Source organism: Actinopolymorpha rutila, assembly GCF_013407855.1.
In the GTDB taxonomy this organism is placed as follows: domain Bacteria; phylum Actinomycetota; class Actinomycetes; order Propionibacteriales; family Actinopolymorphaceae; genus Actinopolymorpha; species Actinopolymorpha rutila.
Genome location: NZ_JACBZH010000001.1, coordinates 495,016 through 510,241, shown reverse-complemented (window position 1 = coordinate 510,241; position 15,226 = coordinate 495,016). Strand labels below are relative to the sequence as shown.

Annotated in this window: 17 protein-coding genes; 5 read left to right on the top strand and 12 right to left on the bottom strand. The window is 71.1% G+C overall.

Going from position 1 to position 15,226, the window contains the following annotated elements; genetic code table 11:
* The first annotated feature begins 76 nt into the window (after window positions 1-76).
* Window positions 77-484 carry a VOC family protein gene (locus F4554_RS02135; protein WP_179785806.1) on the top strand — a complete coding sequence of 136 codons (408 nt, stop codon included), beginning with the start codon at window positions 77-79 and terminating at the stop codon, window positions 482-484.
* 101 nt (window positions 485-585) lie between these two features.
* Entirely contained in the window at window positions 586-1,392 is an 807-nt protein-coding gene (locus tag F4554_RS02130) for an SDR family oxidoreductase (RefSeq protein ID WP_179785805.1), read from the top strand.
* A 147-nt stretch (window positions 1,393-1,539) separates the two neighbouring features.
* On the opposite strand, the gene F4554_RS02125 is transcribed toward F4554_RS02130, so the two are convergent.
* Both F4554_RS02125 and F4554_RS02120 read right to left on the bottom strand, forming a co-directional pair.
* Complete coding sequence (locus F4554_RS02125) at window positions 1,540-2,952, bottom strand: IS1380 family transposase (protein ID WP_337795833.1); 1,413 nt, start codon at window positions 2,950-2,952, stop codon at window positions 1,540-1,542.
* 119 nt (window positions 2,953-3,071) lie between these two features.
* Window positions 3,072-3,800 (bottom strand): haloacid dehalogenase type II, encoded by a 729-nt coding sequence (locus F4554_RS02120; protein WP_179785804.1) that lies wholly within the window; start codon window positions 3,798-3,800, stop codon window positions 3,072-3,074.
* Between the two features lie 101 nt (window positions 3,801-3,901).
* Between F4554_RS02120 and F4554_RS02115 the strand changes: the two genes are divergently transcribed.
* Both F4554_RS02115 and F4554_RS02110 read left to right on the top strand, forming a co-directional pair.
* On the top strand, window positions 3,902-4,564 hold the full coding sequence (locus F4554_RS02115; protein WP_179785803.1) for a ThuA domain-containing protein: 663 nt from the start codon (window positions 3,902-3,904) through the stop codon (window positions 4,562-4,564).
* A gap of 80 nt (window positions 4,565-4,644) precedes the next feature.
* The gene (locus F4554_RS02110) at window positions 4,645-5,100 is read left to right on the top strand and encodes a VOC family protein (RefSeq protein WP_179785802.1); all 456 of its coding nucleotides are present in this window, start codon (window positions 4,645-4,647) and stop codon (window positions 5,098-5,100) included.
* 7 nt (window positions 5,101-5,107) lie between these two features.
* Here the strand turns inward: F4554_RS02110 and F4554_RS02105 are convergent, their stop codons facing one another.
* The 7 genes from F4554_RS02105 to F4554_RS33920 all read right to left on the bottom strand — a co-directional run bounded on the left by F4554_RS02105 (window position 5,108) and on the right by F4554_RS33920 (window position 12,498).
* Window positions 5,108-5,575: a MarR family transcriptional regulator gene (locus F4554_RS02105; protein WP_179785801.1), complete on the bottom strand. Its 468-nt coding sequence runs from the start codon at window positions 5,573-5,575 to the stop codon at window positions 5,108-5,110.
* Window positions 5,568-6,557 carry an SMP-30/gluconolactonase/LRE family protein gene (locus F4554_RS02100; protein WP_179785800.1) on the bottom strand — a complete coding sequence of 330 codons (990 nt, stop codon included), beginning with the start codon at window positions 6,555-6,557 and terminating at the stop codon, window positions 5,568-5,570. Before F4554_RS02100 ends, F4554_RS02105 begins: the two co-directional genes overlap by 8 nt.
* A gap of 82 nt (window positions 6,558-6,639) precedes the next feature.
* Window positions 6,640-7,923, bottom strand: a complete 1,284-nt coding sequence (locus tag F4554_RS02095) for an MFS transporter (RefSeq protein WP_337795832.1) — start codon at window positions 7,921-7,923, stop codon at window positions 6,640-6,642.
* Window positions 7,920-8,453, bottom strand: a complete 534-nt coding sequence (locus F4554_RS02090; RefSeq protein WP_179785799.1) for a MarR family winged helix-turn-helix transcriptional regulator — start codon at window positions 8,451-8,453, stop codon at window positions 7,920-7,922. Before F4554_RS02090 ends, F4554_RS02095 begins: the two co-directional genes overlap by 4 nt.
* 31 nt (window positions 8,454-8,484) lie before the next feature.
* Window positions 8,485-10,086: a DUF4185 domain-containing protein gene (locus tag F4554_RS02085; protein WP_179785798.1), complete on the bottom strand. Its 1,602-nt coding sequence runs from the start codon at window positions 10,084-10,086 to the stop codon at window positions 8,485-8,487.
* 157 nt (window positions 10,087-10,243) lie between these two features.
* Window positions 10,244-11,335: a Gfo/Idh/MocA family protein gene (locus F4554_RS02080; protein WP_179785797.1), complete on the bottom strand. Its 1,092-nt coding sequence runs from the start codon at window positions 11,333-11,335 to the stop codon at window positions 10,244-10,246.
* Between the two features lie 14 nt (window positions 11,336-11,349).
* On the bottom strand, window positions 11,350-12,498 hold the full coding sequence (locus F4554_RS33920; RefSeq protein WP_179785796.1) for a Gfo/Idh/MocA family protein: 1,149 nt from the start codon (window positions 12,496-12,498) through the stop codon (window positions 11,350-11,352).
* 315 nt (window positions 12,499-12,813) lie between these two features.
* Between F4554_RS33920 and F4554_RS02070 the strand changes: the two genes are divergently transcribed.
* Window positions 12,814-13,800, top strand: coding sequence for a phosphatase PAP2 family protein (locus F4554_RS02070; RefSeq protein ID WP_179785795.1), 987 nt, complete (start codon window positions 12,814-12,816; stop codon window positions 13,798-13,800).
* 19 nt (window positions 13,801-13,819) lie between these two features.
* Here F4554_RS02070 and F4554_RS02065 read toward each other — a convergent pair whose 3' ends face one another.
* The 3 genes from F4554_RS02065 to F4554_RS02055 form a co-directional block, all read right to left on the bottom strand.
* Window positions 13,820-13,981 (bottom strand): hypothetical protein, encoded by a 162-nt coding sequence (locus F4554_RS02065; RefSeq protein WP_179785794.1) that lies wholly within the window; start codon window positions 13,979-13,981, stop codon window positions 13,820-13,822.
* An 89-nt stretch (window positions 13,982-14,070) separates the two neighbouring features.
* Window positions 14,071-14,298, bottom strand: coding sequence for a hypothetical protein (locus F4554_RS02060; RefSeq protein WP_179785793.1), 228 nt, complete (start codon window positions 14,296-14,298; stop codon window positions 14,071-14,073).
* A gap of 181 nt (window positions 14,299-14,479) precedes the next feature.
* Complete coding sequence (locus F4554_RS02055) at window positions 14,480-15,214, bottom strand: maleylpyruvate isomerase family mycothiol-dependent enzyme (RefSeq protein ID WP_179785792.1); 735 nt, start codon at window positions 15,212-15,214, stop codon at window positions 14,480-14,482.
* Between the last annotated feature and the right edge of the window lie 12 nt (window positions 15,215-15,226).

Sequence of the window (15,226 nt, the reverse complement as noted above, 5' to 3'; positions counted from 1 at the left end):
GAATGCTGTCCCACAGGGCTGGGCTCACGCCTCACGCCGCTGACACCGCAACGAAGGCCGGAATCAAGGAGGATCCATGGCCTCTCGACTCAACCCCTACATCAGCTTCCCCGGCAACGCCCGGGAAGCCATGGAGTTCTACCAGCGCGTCTTCGGGGGAAACCTCGCCATGAACACCTTCGGTGAGTTCGGTACGCCGGACGCGCCGGGCGCCGACAAGATCATGCACGCCATGCTGGAGGCCGACAACGGCTTCACCCTCATGGGCGCGGACAACCCGCCGGGCATGGAGCACCAGCCGGGCAACAACATGACGGTCAGCCTGAGCGGAGACGACACCGACACCCTGCGCGGCTACTGGCAGCAGCTGTCCGACGGAGGCCAGGTGGCCATTCCGCTGGAGAAGCAGATGTGGGGCGACGAGTTCGGCATGTGCACCGACCGGTTCGGCACCCCGTGGATGGTCAACATCGCCGGGAGCTGAGCTGGGCGTAGATCACCGATCGCCGGCGACCGCCGGACCTCACCGGCTGCTGCCGAAACGCGGTTGCTCCGCCATCGACCGGTCCAGCACAATCCTGCGCGATGAGCCACAACGAACGAACGATCCAGGCGTCCGCAGAACCCGATGAGTCCGGTCCGGGCCGCCCGGTGGCACTGGTCACCGGCGTCGGCCGGACGGTCGGAATCGGCGCGGGCATTGCCCGCCAACTGGCCGACTCGGGCTGGGACATCGCGTTCACCTACTGGACGCCCTACGACCAGCGCATGTCCTGGGGCGTCGAGGACGGTGCGACGCAGGCGATCGCCGACGATCTCGCCGAGCACGGCGCGGCCACGGCGGCCATCGAGGCGGACCTGTCCGACCCGGACGCCCCGGCGGCGGTGTTCGACGAGGCCGAACGCCGACTCGGCGGCGTCACCGCACTGGTGATGTGTCACTGCGAGTCGGTCGACTCCGGGTTGCTCGACACCACGGTCGAGAGCTTCGACCGGCACTTCGCGGTCAACGCGCGCGCCACCTGGCTGCTGATCCGCGAGTACGGCCGGCGCTTCGCCGGCGAGCCCGGCACCGGCCGGATCATCAGCCTGACCAGCGACCACTACGTCGGCAACCTGCCCTACGGCGCGAGCAAGGGGGCGCTCGACCGGATCACGCTCGCCGCCGCCCGCGAGTTCGCCCAGCTCGGCGTCAGTGCCAACGTGATCAATCCCGGCCCGGTGGACACCGGCTGGATGAGCGACGAGATCCGGGCGAGCGGCATCCGACAGACGCCGCTCGGCCGCCTCGGCACACCACAGGACACCGCGAACCTCGTCGACTTCCTGTGTTCACCGCGCGGGCAGTGGATCAACGGCCAGCTCCTGATGAGCAACGGCGGCTTCGCCTAGCCTCGATCTTTCATCTGGCTGGTCATCGAGGTGTGGTCGTGGTTTCGGTCGGGGTGCTGTCCTTCGCCTGGTGGTGGGCAGGGGTGGTTTCCGGCGCTGTGGTCGCCGGTTCTCCTTGGTCCTGGTGGTAGGGATTGGGGTCTGTTCTCAGGTGGTGTTGAGGGTGGCCCAGCCGGTGTCGATGAGCGGGTTCCAGGGCCAGTCGCGGGGTAGTCGCAGGAGTTGTCGCCGGCCGGTGGCGATGATGCGCCCGGCCACGGACAGGATGCGTAGCCGGATCCGTTTGGGTTCCCAGCGGCGCACCTGCGGCTGGCTGGGTGGCTGGTCGGGCCAGGCCAGGGTCTGGGTCCAGGTGAGCAGGTCGGAGGCCAGGGCCACGATTGCCAGCCAGATCTGGTTGCGGTCGTAGTCGGCGAAGGGCAGGTTGGCCATACCGGTGTCTTTGAGGCAGCGGATGCGGTCCTCGGCGCGGGCGCGTTGACGGTGGCGGACCTCCAGCACCGGCAAGGTCCAGCCGGAACCTTTGGTGTTGGTGGCAAAGCAGGTGATGCGCCACCCGTCGATGTCGGTCAGCCGGAGTTGGGCGCCGGGGTGGGGGCGTTCTCGGCGGGCGATCACCCGCATACCGTCCGGCCACTCCTGTGGGCCCGGGCGGGTAGATCGCACCGGGGTGGGCATCCAGGCGGTGAGTTCGGCGACCTGGGCGCCCTCGCGGGGGTCGCCGTCGCCGTCGAGGGCTGCCCGCCACGCCTGGACCGGGATCGCCTCGACCGCGGCCTTGACCGTGGGGTGAGCCGCGTAGCCGATCGAGTACTCCAGACCCTTATCGGTGACGTGGCCCAGGAACTTCTTCGAACACGCCCCAGAATCTGCGCGGACCAGCACCTGGGCCCGCTCGTGCTCGGGGAGCTGGGCCAGCGCCAGATCCAGGGCATCGATGTGATCGGCGACGTTTTGCGGGGAAGCCGGCCCCGGCCGCAACGCCAGGGCCAGCGTCTCCCCGGTGCCGTGTTCGCCGTGGTCGACGAACGCGCACATCGGCGCGAACCCGAACCCACGCTTGTAGGTCGGCCCCGCCAGTTCCTTGTCCGAATGCGCGGTGACCAGGGTGGAGTCGATGTCCACGATCACCTGCCCGCCACCGCGAGAGCCCGCGCGTCCGGGCAGCGGCCGCCGGGCCGCCCAGGCCGCGTCCCGGGCGGCGGCGTGCGCGGTCCGGATCGCTGCCAGCGACGCGTCGACGTCACCGGCCAGGGCGGCGATCAGCCGGGAGACGGTCGGGGCAGAGGCCACCTGCCCGAACAGCCCCGGCTGGGCCCGCACCACGCCCAGATCGGCAAGGCAGTCCCCACCCAACGCGACCGCGGTCGCCAGATCACAGATCACCTTGCCCGGATCATGAACCGCCCGCCGGCCACGCCACGGCGCCAGCGCCGCAGACAACGCATCCGCCAGCCCCGACACCCGCACCGTCTGTGCCAGCAACAGCCCACCCGAACTCGACACCAACGACTCACGAGCCGAGTCCAACACCACACCCACAGCCGGGATACGCTTCACCTACGAAGTGCCTTCCACTCGGTGCTACTTGCGACGTCGCAATCCCAAGTTTCCCGAGCATGGAAGGCACTTCGTGCGTTACACGCCGCACACACCACCCGCGACGTGAAATCCCGAGGCTAGCGTCTGTCCTGCGAATCATGGCCGGTTCGCGTGCCCTGGTGCCGGTCGAGTTGGTGGACCAGGCTGGCCAGGTCGTCGGCGTGGAGGTCGAACTCGTCCGACTGCGAGGGCGGGTCCCCGACGGGCCGGGAAACGTAGGCGGTGCGCAGGCCGAGGCGCTGCGCGCCGCGCAGATCCCAGGCGTGCGCGGCGACCATCAGCAACCGCTCCGGCGGCCGTCCGGAGACGTCGACCGCCAAACGGTAGACGGCCGGGTCCGGCTTGTAGGTGCGGGCGTCCTCGGCGGACAGCGCCTGGTGCCAGCGCAGTCCGGCGTGGGCGTTGAGTTCCAGCAGCGCGGTGCGGCTCGCGCTGGACAGCCCGATCAGCGGAAACCGCTCGGCGATCTCGGCGAGCCCGGTCACGGTGTCGGGCCACGGCGGAAGCCGTCGGCCCGACCGGGCCAGCCTCGCCACCGCGGCCGGGTCGTCGACTCCGGCGGCGTCGGCGACCAGCCGGGCGGCCTCCCCATCGAGGACCTCGGTGGTGACGTAGGCCCGGTCCCCGTCGAGCACCCGGCCCTGCTCGCGCTCGATGTGCTGCTGCCACAACCTCAGAAGCTGCTCGAGCCCGGAATCCTCCAGCGAGGGGGCCAGCTCATGGATACCCGCGCGGATGCCGGCGGGCTCGTCCACGAGCGTGCCGAGGACGTCGAACACGAGGGCGTCGATCTCCAGCTCTGCCATGGGCCAGACCCTAGGGGCCGCCCTGGCCAACCCGGCCACCCAGGTTCCGAAGTGTGACGCCGGCGAGGCGGGTGGTGCCACGCAGACCGTAGGGTCGCGCCATGACCAGGCTGTTGGTGTTCTCGCGTACGGCCGGCTACCGGCACGAGTCCATCGAGGCGGGCGTCGCCGCGTTGCGCAACCTCGCCGCGGACGCATCGGTCGACCTCGACCACACCGAGTCCGGTGACGCGTTCACGTCGGCCAACCTGAGCGGGTACGCCGCGGTGGTGTGGCTGCAGACGTCCGGGACCGGGCTGCTGGACGCCGCCCAGCGGCAGGCGTACGAGGAGTTCACCGCGAGCGGCGGCGGGTACGCCGGGATCCACGTGGCCTCCGACGCAGAACGCGACTGGCCGTTGTTCGACCGGCTGGTGGGCGCGCGCTTCACCTCCCATCCTCGCGAGTTGCAGACCGCCCGGATCCAGGTCGAACGCACCGACGACCCCTCCACCAGGCCGTTGCCCACCCCGTGGTCCTGGCACGAGGAGTGGTACGCCTTCGACACCAACCCGCGCGGAACCGTCGACGTCCTGGCGACCGTGAACGAGGACGACTACGACGCCGGCTCGTCCGGGATGGGCCCCGACCACCCGATCTGCTGGCGGACGCAGGTGGGCCGGGCGAAGGCGTGGTACACCTCGCTCGGGCACGCGCCGGTGGCCTACGAGGACGAGACGTTCCGCGCCCACCTGTGGGGCGGCATCACCAGCGTCCTGCGCTAGAACCTTCTGCGAAGGTGCGTCGCTGTCGTCGGCGCGGTAGGCCCAGCATGCATGTCGGACGCGTCTGTCAGGCTCTGGTCATGGAGCTGACGCTGCAACTCACGATCGACTGTGCCGACCCGCGGAGGCTGGTGGCGTTCTGGAGCGAAGCTCTGGGATACATTCCCGAACCCCCACCGGGGAGCCATGCCACGTGGCGGGAGTACTGGGCAGCTATGGGCGTGCCGGAGGAGGAGTTGCCTGTTGGTGCGGGCGACAGCCCGGAGTCGATCGTCGATCCCGCAGGGCTCGGGCCCCGGGTGTGGTTCCAGCAGGTACCGGAACCCAAGGCCACCAAGAACCGAATCCACCTCGACCTGAAGGTCGGCGGCGGGCGCGACGTCCCGTTGGCGGTCCGTAGGCAGCGGGTCGCCTCCACAGTGGAAAGACTGGTCGAGGCCGGCGCCGGCGTGCTTCGGATCACGGATGTGCCGGGCATGGGGCACTACGCCGCCCTGCTGCAGGACCCGGAGGGCAACGAGTTCGACGTTGTCTAGGACAGACCTAGGGCGTGACGGCCCGGATCGCGTCGTCCAGCCCGGCGAGCACGTCGCGTACTCCCTCGGCCGCGCCCCGGCCGCCGAGCTCAGCGTTCAGCGCCGCCACCGCCTGCCGCATCCTCGGCCGGCACTCCTCCAGCCGCGCCCGGCCCGCCTCGGTCAGGGCGACGACGTGGGAACGCCCGTCGCGGTCGCTGCGGGTGCGGGCGATGTCGCCGCGCCGGTCCATCGCCGCGAGGTGGCCCGACAACGTGGGCAACGGCAGCCCGAGGGTGCGGCCGAGTTCACTCGGCGTCTGGTCGCGTTGCCCGAGCTGGCCGTACACCGCGTACTGCGCAGGCGTCACACCGGTCGGCTCCAGCGCCGCCGCCAGCAGGCTGCCCAGGTGCTGGTGCAGAACGAACAGGTCGAGGACGACGTTGCCGCCGCGCTGGTCCAGGACGCGTGGCCGCCTCGGCCGGCGCTCACTCACCGCACGTGGGGTCGGCGACGGCGCTCACCGTGTAGGGCGGTTGGCCAGGCCGGTGGTCACCCTGGCTGTTCACCACGTACAGCCGGCACCGGTAGCGGGCGAGGGTGGTGGGCAGGTCGAACGCCTCCCCGTCGGCGTCGGTCAGGATCTGGTGGGTGACGGTGCCCGCCCGCAGCTCGGGATCGAGATCGGCGACGTAGACGCCGTTCGGCGCGCCGTAGTTGAGCACCGCGTACAGCCGCCGGCCGGCCAGCACCATGCCGTCGGCGCCGAAGCTGTGCCCACCCAGGTCGACCTGGGAGACGGTGCGGGTGGCGACGTCGATCCGCCAGACAGCCTCGGTGCCGTTCGAGGCCACCAGCACGGTGTCACCGGCCGCGTCGGCCACGATGCCGTTCAGCAGCCAGTACTGCGCCGGGAACTGCGGGAACGCGGAACGCATGTCAACCCAGGGTTGCAGCGGGCCCGGTCGGCCGTGCCGGAGCTGTGCGCGGTAGACGATCGGGTTGGCCCAGTCGGTGACGTACACCGCGTCGGCGGTGATCGCCAGGTCGTTCAGGTCGGCCGCTCCGAGCGGACCGTCGGGTGCGCTGCGCGTGGCCAGCAGCCTGCCGTTACGCGAGTGCACGGTCAGGGTGCCGGCGCCGACCGACCACACCCGCCCCGACCCGTCGGTGTGCACGCCGCGCGAACTCGGCCGGTCGACCGCGCCGACGGCGAACGGGCGCATCGACGGCACGCGTACGTCGCCCGCGAACAGCGCGCCGGTGGCGTCCGACGTCACGTACATCCGACCGTCCCGCTGCACGGCGATTCCCTCCGGCACCACACCGGGCTCCTCGGACACGACGTAGGTGTCCGGCGGCCGCGGCGGACCGTGCCGCGTAGCCGCGTGAGCTGCCTGGGCCGGTGCCGCCACACCGAACCCCACCGTCAACGCAACCACAGAAGCTGTCACCCACAGCGGGAATCGCCTTGCCATGCGGGGCTCCGTTCGCCACGACCACGTACCAGCACCCAAAACAAGTTCGAGGTCGAAGTAGTTTCGGAGCAGCATGGCGGAGTCACACCGCCGCGCGCAACCCCTCTTCGGACTCCTCGACCTCCTCGACCGTCGGGGTGAACCTCCGCAGGCTCCGGTTGGTGGCGGCGACCCCGGCCACTCCGGCCACACACATGACCCCGCCGGCCACGAGGGCGAACGTCGCCGAGGTGAGATCGCCGACGAGCCCGGCCCGGAAGTTGCCGACGTCGGGCCCGGAAACCCCGACGATGTGCTCGACCGCACTGACCCGACCCCGGTGGGAGTCGGGCGTCGCCAGCTGCACGATCGATCCCCGGGAGATCACCGAGAAGGTGTCCGCCGCGCCGGCCACCGCCAGGCAGCCCAGCGCGAGCCAGAGGTACGACGCGAGCCCGAACCCCGCCAGGCCCACGCCCCACACCGCCGCGGTCATCAGCATCACCACGCCGGGCCGGCCGGACCGCGCGACGCGTCCCGACACCGCACCCGCGCACACCCCGCCCACCGCGATCGCGGTGAAGAACAACCCCAGCGTCTCCGGCCGGCCGCCGAACCGCTCGGCGTTGACCACCGGGAACAACGCGACCGGCATGGCCAGCACGGTGGCGAAGACGTCGGTGAGGAACGCGCCACCCAACGCCGGCCTGGTCGCGACGAACCGCCAGCCCTCCCAGACGGTACGGATGCCTGGGCGAGCGGCCTGGCCGGCCGGTCGCATCGCCGGCAACCCGCGTACGCCGTACAGCGCGGCGAGGAAGGCGACCGCGTCCACCAGGTAGCAGACCCCCACCCCGGCGTGCGCGATGAGCAGGCCGCCCAGCGCCGGGCCGCCGAGCATGGCGAGCTGGAAGCTGACGTGGAACAACGCCACCCCCGCGGTCACCTGGTCGGCGGGCAGCAACCTCGGCACGAAAGTACGCCGCGCCGGCGCGCCCAGCGCCCCGCCCGCACTCTGTGCCGCCACGAGGATCAGCAGGACGGCGTACGAACGCAGTTCGGTCAACGCCTGCACCGCCAGCATCCCCGCGACGACCAACTGCCCGGTGGTCGTGAGCAGGACGAGGCGGCGGCGGTCGACCGCGTCCGCCAGCGACCCGCCGACCAGTCCGAACACCACCATCGGCACCGCCTGCACGAGGCCGAGCACACCGACGGCCGCCGGACTCCCCGTCAGCTCCCACACCTGGTAGAGCACCGCCACCATGGTCAGCTGCCCGCCGAGGCGGGACAGCGTGGTGCCCACCCACAGTCGCCGGAACGCCGGACCGGACCGCAGCGGCCGGGTGTCGATGAGCCCGTCGATGAACCCGTCGACGAAGCTCACGGCGTACCGACCTCGTCGTCCAGGTGCGCGGCGATCCGGTCCCCGAACGACCGCTGGTCCAGCGCTGCCTGCAGGTCGCGGACCACCTGGCTCAGCGGGTACGGAATCTCGCCCTCGAGATCGGCGACGGCGCGCTCGGTGGCCCGCCACTCCGCCTCGAGGAACGGCAGCACCTCGCGGGCGCGCGAAGTCACCGCCACCTCGCGGGTGCGGGCGTCGGCGCCCGGCGTGCTGCGTACGAACCCTTCCCGGCGCAGCGCCGACACCGTCTGGCTCATCGCGGAGTGACTGACGCCGAGTGCCTCGGAGAGCGCCCGGATGGTCATCGGGCCCTCCCTGCCGAGCCGGATCAGCGGCCTGGTGAACCGCGGGCGGATCCCGGTCACGCCACGCTCGGCGTAGAGCGCGGCGATCTCGTCGTCCATGGCGGCCAGCAGCAGGTGCAGTGGCCGCCAGTGGCTCACCTCGGTGGGGTCCGGGCGCTGGGCAGACTTGCGCGCGCGGTCGCCCGCGGGCGGTGGAGAGACCATGCCCGGAACTATAACAGCGCTTATATATCTCCTACAGCGCGACGAGCGACACCTGGTCGACCTGCACCCAGGCGTCCGCGCCCGCTCCCCAGAAGCCGGCGAAGACCTCGATGTCGGCGTTGTCGCCGGGGTCGAAGTCCACGCTCACCTTCGTGTAGTTGCCCAGGTGCCCGAACGACGTCCGGGCGATCTCCCCGCGCCGGCCACGCACCCCCAGTGCTCCGTCCGGAACGTCGCGTGCGGAGGACCGCACCCAGGCGGTGAGCCGGTGCCGGCGGGCCGGTTGCACCACGACCGACTGGGTGAGGGCGTTCCAGCCCTGTGCCGCGCGCACGTACCCGTTGTTCTTCCCGGCGTACGACTGCTGGCCGTCGCGGTCGATGCCGCCCTGGCCGCAGACGAACCACGGCACCCGCACCTGCCGGTCGGGCTGTTCCTCGAACCCCGGATCACTGATCAGGTTGGCGGTGTCCACGGCCCGGTCGAGCCGGGTGCGCATGAGGAAGACGTTGTACGGACCCCACTGCGACATCGCGAAGTACAGGTCCCGGCCGCCGGAGGCCGCCGACCACGGATGCATGAACGGCGCGTACAGCGCGGGGTACTCGCCACCGTCGCCACCGCGGACGACCACCCGCGCGCCGCTCCACGGGCCGGTGATGTCCGGCGCCTCGCGCATCACGATGGCGGCGCGGTACTCGTCGAGGTACATCATCAGCCACCGGCCGAGATACTCGTTGTACAGCACGGACATCTCACCCGACGGCGCCGCGACCACGGGAACGGCGTCGGCCTCCCGGGCCGTCCAGGCGTGCGCGTTCCAGTACCTCCAGGCACTCATGTCGAGCACCCGGGCCTCCGGCACGCGGGCCAACCTGATGTCGTACAGCCGGCCGCTGCCGGTGCCGAACAGGTAGACGAAGCCGCCCTGGCGTACCAGCGAACCCAACTGGAAGCCGCGACCCCACAACGGCGCGGAGTTCTGCCAGCGGACGTCGCTCTTGGTCCAGTTCTGCCCGTTGTCGTCGGAGTACGCGATGCCGCCGTAGTTGGTGTTCCACGGACCCCAGTTGTTCTGCGAGAAGTAGTGCAGGAACTGCCGCTTCCCGACGCTGACGCCGGAGTTGGGGATGACGGTGATCTCGTCGTTGTCGGCCTTCTTCGACGCCAGCAGTTCCTTGGCGTGCCCGGGCCGGTCCACCACCATGTCGTCGAACGTCATCCCGTCGGACAGGTCGTGGTCGGACGAGCGCGCGAGAACGTTCGAACGCCAGTCCTGGCCGAACTGCCCGCCGCCGACCTGGCCCTCGCCGAAGGTGTCGCCGAACGCCATCAGCACCTGGCCCGAGCCGTTGTCCCACATCGCGCCGAGGTCGGTCCCCATCACCTGGTAGCGGGTGTCGGTGTGGTTGATGGAGTCGGGTCCGGTCAGCTTGGCGACCTTCTCCGCCAGGGTCGGGCCGGGCACGCTCGGCCCGGGCGCCAGCATCGGTGCCGCCGCGCCGACGGACTTCGGCGCGGGCTGGCCGCCGGGTCCGTTGTCCGGCCCCTCGGCGCTGGCCGCCTGCGGTCCGGCAACGGCGGCCAGCGGACCCGCCAGCGCGGCTGTGGTGAGGAGTGTCCTACGTCGCATAGCCCGGCTCCCGTTCCCGATCAGCGGCCAGAAATCGATTTCACACTGGCCGGAGGCTAGGAGCCGCCCCGCGACGCCGTCAACGAACCACGATCGGCTGACCGCACCCGGTCACCGGCTCGGGCCGGCCCTCGTTCGTGAAGTGTGCGTACGCCGGTCAGTCGCGGGCCCAGGGCTGGCGGGTGGTGCGGATCCGCGTCCCCGACGCCACGGCCTCCGACACCACCAGGCCGAGGTAGTGGTCCTGGCACGCGTCCGCCAGCGAGTATCCACCCGACGGCTGCCCGCCGGAACGGACCCGCTCGGCCAACCCGGTCAGGCAGGTGGCGATCGCGATCTCCTCGTCGGGCAGCCGCGCCGGTGCGTACGGGTTGGCGTACACGCGACGCTCCCCCGCGTACAACGCCCGAAGGTGGAACCCCTCCAGGTCACCGCCGAGTCCGGTCTGCTGGCGCGTGAACGACGTCTGCACGGGAACGGACGGGTCGGGCAGGTAGGTGAGCCGGTCGTCGATCACCTCGCCGCGTTCGCCGCGTACGACGATCCGGTTGCCGAGGATCGGGTGGAACCACTGCCCTGCGGTGAAGTCGTAGACGCCTAGCCGGTCGCCGAAGTCCAGCGTCGCGATCACCTGGTCGGCGTCCACCAGCTCCTCCCGGACGGGCCAGCCGTCGCGGTCGGGACCGCGCTGGAGCCGGTTGGTGAACGCGGTCCCGGCCACCTCCGCGTCGGCGAAACCGACGTCCAGCAACGTACGCAGGACCGCGATCGCGTGGTAGGTCTGGGTGGCCGACAGGTGGGCCGAGGTCACCTTGCCGAGCAGGCCCGAACGACACACCGCCACCCGCGCGGCGTACTCCGGAAGGAACGGATACTGCTCGGCGACCTCCACGATCGCGGTGTCGCCGACCTCGTCCCACAGCGCCCGCATCCCGTCCAGGTCGGGCGCCGGTGGCGTCTCGCTCAGCACCGGAACACCGCGCCGGGCAAGCTCCACCACGAGGCCGGGGTTGGCCGCCCACGACACCGACGTGACCACGAAGTCCGGGCTTCCGTCGTCGAGCAGCGCCTCCATCGAGTCGAACGTCGGTACGCCGAACTGTTCCCGGAGTTCCTTCGCGCGTTCGGCTCTGCGGGCGACCACTCCGGCGACGCCGAACCGGTCCGGCAACGCGGCGGCGATCCGCAGGTAGAACTCCGTCCGCCAGCCGCTGCCGACCACACCGAAGATTGTTCTCGAAGTGCTCATGGGAGTCATGGTGGTCATCGTGCCTCCAGCCGGCGGCCGTCGCGACCGCCGCCCTCGCCGGGGTACGGCGTACCCGGGTCCCAGTCCGACGCCCCGGGCGGCACGAACTCCGGAAGCACGAACTCCGACAGTGGGAACGTGACCACACACCGGTGCCGGTGCGAGAGGTACGCCGCCTCGCACAGCTCCAGCGCCCGCAGCGAGGTGTCCGCGACCGTGTAGTCCGGACTGTGGTCCGGACTGTGGCCCGGGCCGTGCCCCGGGCTGCCCTCGTCGATCTGGCGGGCCAGCTCCTCCAGGTGCACCTGGTGCGGCGACCGGTCCGCGTCGGGGAACGGACCGACGTCGGCGGGACCGGAGCCCGCGACGATCCGGTAGCCGTTCTCCCATCCCCAGAACTCCACCAGTCCGTCGGTGCCCACGACGCGGAACAGCGTGTCCTTGCCGGGCCGGCTCTGCGCGACGTGATCGCCGCTGTGCAGGACGACCCGGGCACCGCCGCGTGTCCAGGCGTACGTCACCGCCTCGGTCTCCACCCGCATGCCGTCGCGGAACGTCCGGCTCGAGGTGTCGCACGTCGCCAGCACGCCGGCGAACGGGTCGGCGACGAGCAGGTTGACGGCGTACTGGAACCAGTGGATGCCGGCGTTGATGATGTCCCAGCCGGCACACTCGATCTCCACCAGCCGGACTTCGCCGATGTCCCCGGCCCGCACCCGGCGCAGGATCTCCAGCGAGGTCGGCCGGGCGAGCAGTCCGTGGGGAACGGCGAGCGGCGTCCCGCTCCGGGTGACCGCGTCGACGATGCGCCGGCCCGCCGCGGCCGTGTCGCCGAGCGGTTTCTCCACCAGCAGGCCGCGCGGACGGGTCGCCAGCGCGGCCAGCGCGATCTCCTCGTGCGTGGGGGCGTACGTCGACACGCACACGACGTCGATCGCGTGGTCGGTCCCGGCGGCCGCGGACACGTCGGCGAGCAACTCGCGATGGTCGGCGTAGGTGCGAATCCCCGGGTACTCGGCCGCGAGCTTGTCCCGCACGTCTGCCCGTAGGTCGCACGCGGCCACCAGCCGGAACCGCTCCGAGGCGGCGAGCGCGCGGACGCTGAGCATCCCGCCGGTCCCGCATCCGATCACCGCGGCGGAGTACACCGGCCGGTCGTTCATCGCGTCCCCCTCTCCGCCGGACCCTGGAAGGCCCGCCGCGCGTACGTGGACGATCCATGCGTACGCCAGCCTGCCAACGACCGCCCGGCCGAGGGGGACCACGACCGCAACCGGCCCCGGGTGGCCGGCGAACCGAGCGACCGGCGACCCCGCCGCCAGATGGCCGATAGCGGTCAAACCACGGGCGTGACCCAGACCGGGGTTCGTGCGTTACTGCAGCAGTGCCGGGCCCGCCGTGGGCCAGTCGGTCTCCCCCGTACCGCCGGGCTCGCGGGGGCTCGGCACCTTCACGCAACCGATCGGAAGGCTGACCAGATGCAGCGCCTCGTCAAGAGCCTGGTCGCCGGATGGCTGGTCGTACTCGTGCTCGCGCAGGCGGCGGTGCTCGTGCTCGTGTGGTGGGTCTTCATCCGCACCCCGCACGGCCAGGTGCTGGACGCGAGCGTTCTCCGGGCGAGCAGCATGGGCCGGGACCAGGCCCAGGGACTCGTCACCGGCGTACTCGACGCCGTCTCGCTGGCGTCCCTGGTGGTGGCGACGGCCGTCGTCGCGTTCATCGCCCTCGTCCGCCGCCGGATCCGGCTGGCGCTGGTCGCCACCGTGCTCGTCGCGGGCGCGAACCTCACCAGTCAGGTACTCAAGGACTACGTGATCGACCGGCCCGACCTCGGGATCGCCGGCACCAACATCGGCGCGCCCAACAGCATGCCGAGCGGGCACGTGACGGTCGCCGCGTCCATCGCCGTCGCCGCGGTGCTGGTCCTTCCGCCCCGGCTGCGTGGGCTGGCCGCGATCCTCGGCGCCGTCTACGCCTCGCTCACCGGGATCGCGACGTTGTCCGCCGGGTGGCACCGGCCGAGCGACGCCCTGGCAGCGCTACTCATCGTCGGGATCTGGGCCGCCGCGGCCGGGTATCTCCTCGTCCTGGGTCAACGTCACGAACCCGTTCGCGAGCCTTCCAACCCCCACCACCGCACCGTCGCCTGGCTCGCCCTGGTGGGTGGAGCATTCCTGGTGGTCGCGGTCCTCGCCATCGGACTCGCCGACCGAGGGGGCCTGACGCCACCGGTCGACCTCGACCCGGGCCAACTCATCGGAGCGTACGTCGGCGGCGTGAGCGGTGTCGCCGGGGCGACCTGTCTGGCACTGGCAGTGGTGCTGTCGACGTTGCACCGGGTCGTTCCGGATCTCGACCGGCCGGGCCTGGTCGAGACCCTCGTGGGGAACCTACGGGTCCCGGCTGCTCCCTCGGCCGGTGCGGCCACCTCGACAGCGGAGGGCGCGGTGGACCGAGGGAACTGAGCCGGAACCCTTGGGGAAACTAACCGAGGTGCAGCGCGGGAAGCAGCGCGAAAAGCAGGCCGAGTCCGAACAGGACCACTGCCGCTATTCGCGCGATACGACTACTCCCACCGCGCAGGAAATGCGCGAGCGCACAGGCGAACAAGCCACCAAAAAGAAACACGACCAGCGTCTGACTCATCTACGTCTCGCTTTCCAGGTACGTAATTCAGATAAACGGAGTCGCCGCATCCCCGAAGGGCGGCCGGCTACCAGAAAGAGCCGCGAGGCTCATCCGTCGGCGACGGACCGGAAGCCGGTGGTTTCCCTTGCGTGACGAGCGAAAGTCGCACCCTGCGACTGCGCAGGACGCTCTGCTCGCTGCGCTTCGGCAGCGCCCCGCTCGAATGCCGCACGCGCTTCTTCGGAATCGTCCCAGGTCTCGTATCCGTCGAACTCGTGCGGCGCCCGCCCGAGGCGTTCGTCCACCAAACGGTCGTACATCGGCGTGTCACTCATCGGTCCTGCTCCTTGACCCAAAGGGCTCGGTCACGAGTCCGCTCACTGGGTTGGGACAGGTTATCGATTTCGGGGGCAATTCGCACGACCGGGGAGACCGACAACGCCTCCGGCGCAGCGTGGACACAGATAATTCACCATACGTAGTGCCTGGTGCGCGGACCGCTGCCCGCGCCCGGAGTCAGTCGGTGGAACTCAGCGCACGGAATTCCGCCACCCGCTCGGGCTGCCCGGTGGGCAGTGACACCCGGCCGTAGATCCACAGCATCAGGTCGGCGGCCGTGCCGGAGACGGCGGCCTCGCCGGCGACGCCCGGAGCCCACAGGAGCGCCGCGGTGGGATCGGCCTGGGACACCGTCCACGACCTGTCGAGGTCGGTGGCGGTGAGCACGAGCGGGCCGGACAGCGAACGCCCCAACCGCACGACATCGTCGGCGTCGGCCAGCGAGCAGGTGAGGAACTCCTCGACCGCGTCGGCCGCCACCTCCGGCCGCACGGTCCACGCAGCGCCGGCCGCGTTCGCCGCGTCCCAGTGGTGCACCGCCGCCTCCTGAACCTGGTGGCGGGTGATGAAGCCGATGTCCTGGCGGCCGGGGAACCAGGTCCACACCGGTGCGTCCTGGTCGGCCCTGCCGAGCACGTCGACCAGCTCGGCGGCGCCGCGTTCGAACACGGCGACCAGCTCCGACCGGTCCGCGCGCGCCGGCCGCCTGGACTGCTCCGGCGGCGAGGCCGGCCGCTCGGCGGCGATCGTCCGCCAGAACCAGTGCACCTCGGTCAGGTGCTGCACGAGGTCGGCGACGTCCCACTCGGGACAGTGCTCGACCCGGGCGTCCAGGTTGTCGCGTACGGCGGCGGCGAAGCCACTGGAGTGTTCGGCGATGGCGGTCAGGCATGCGGCGGTGGAGAGCGTCATGGCGCCACACCC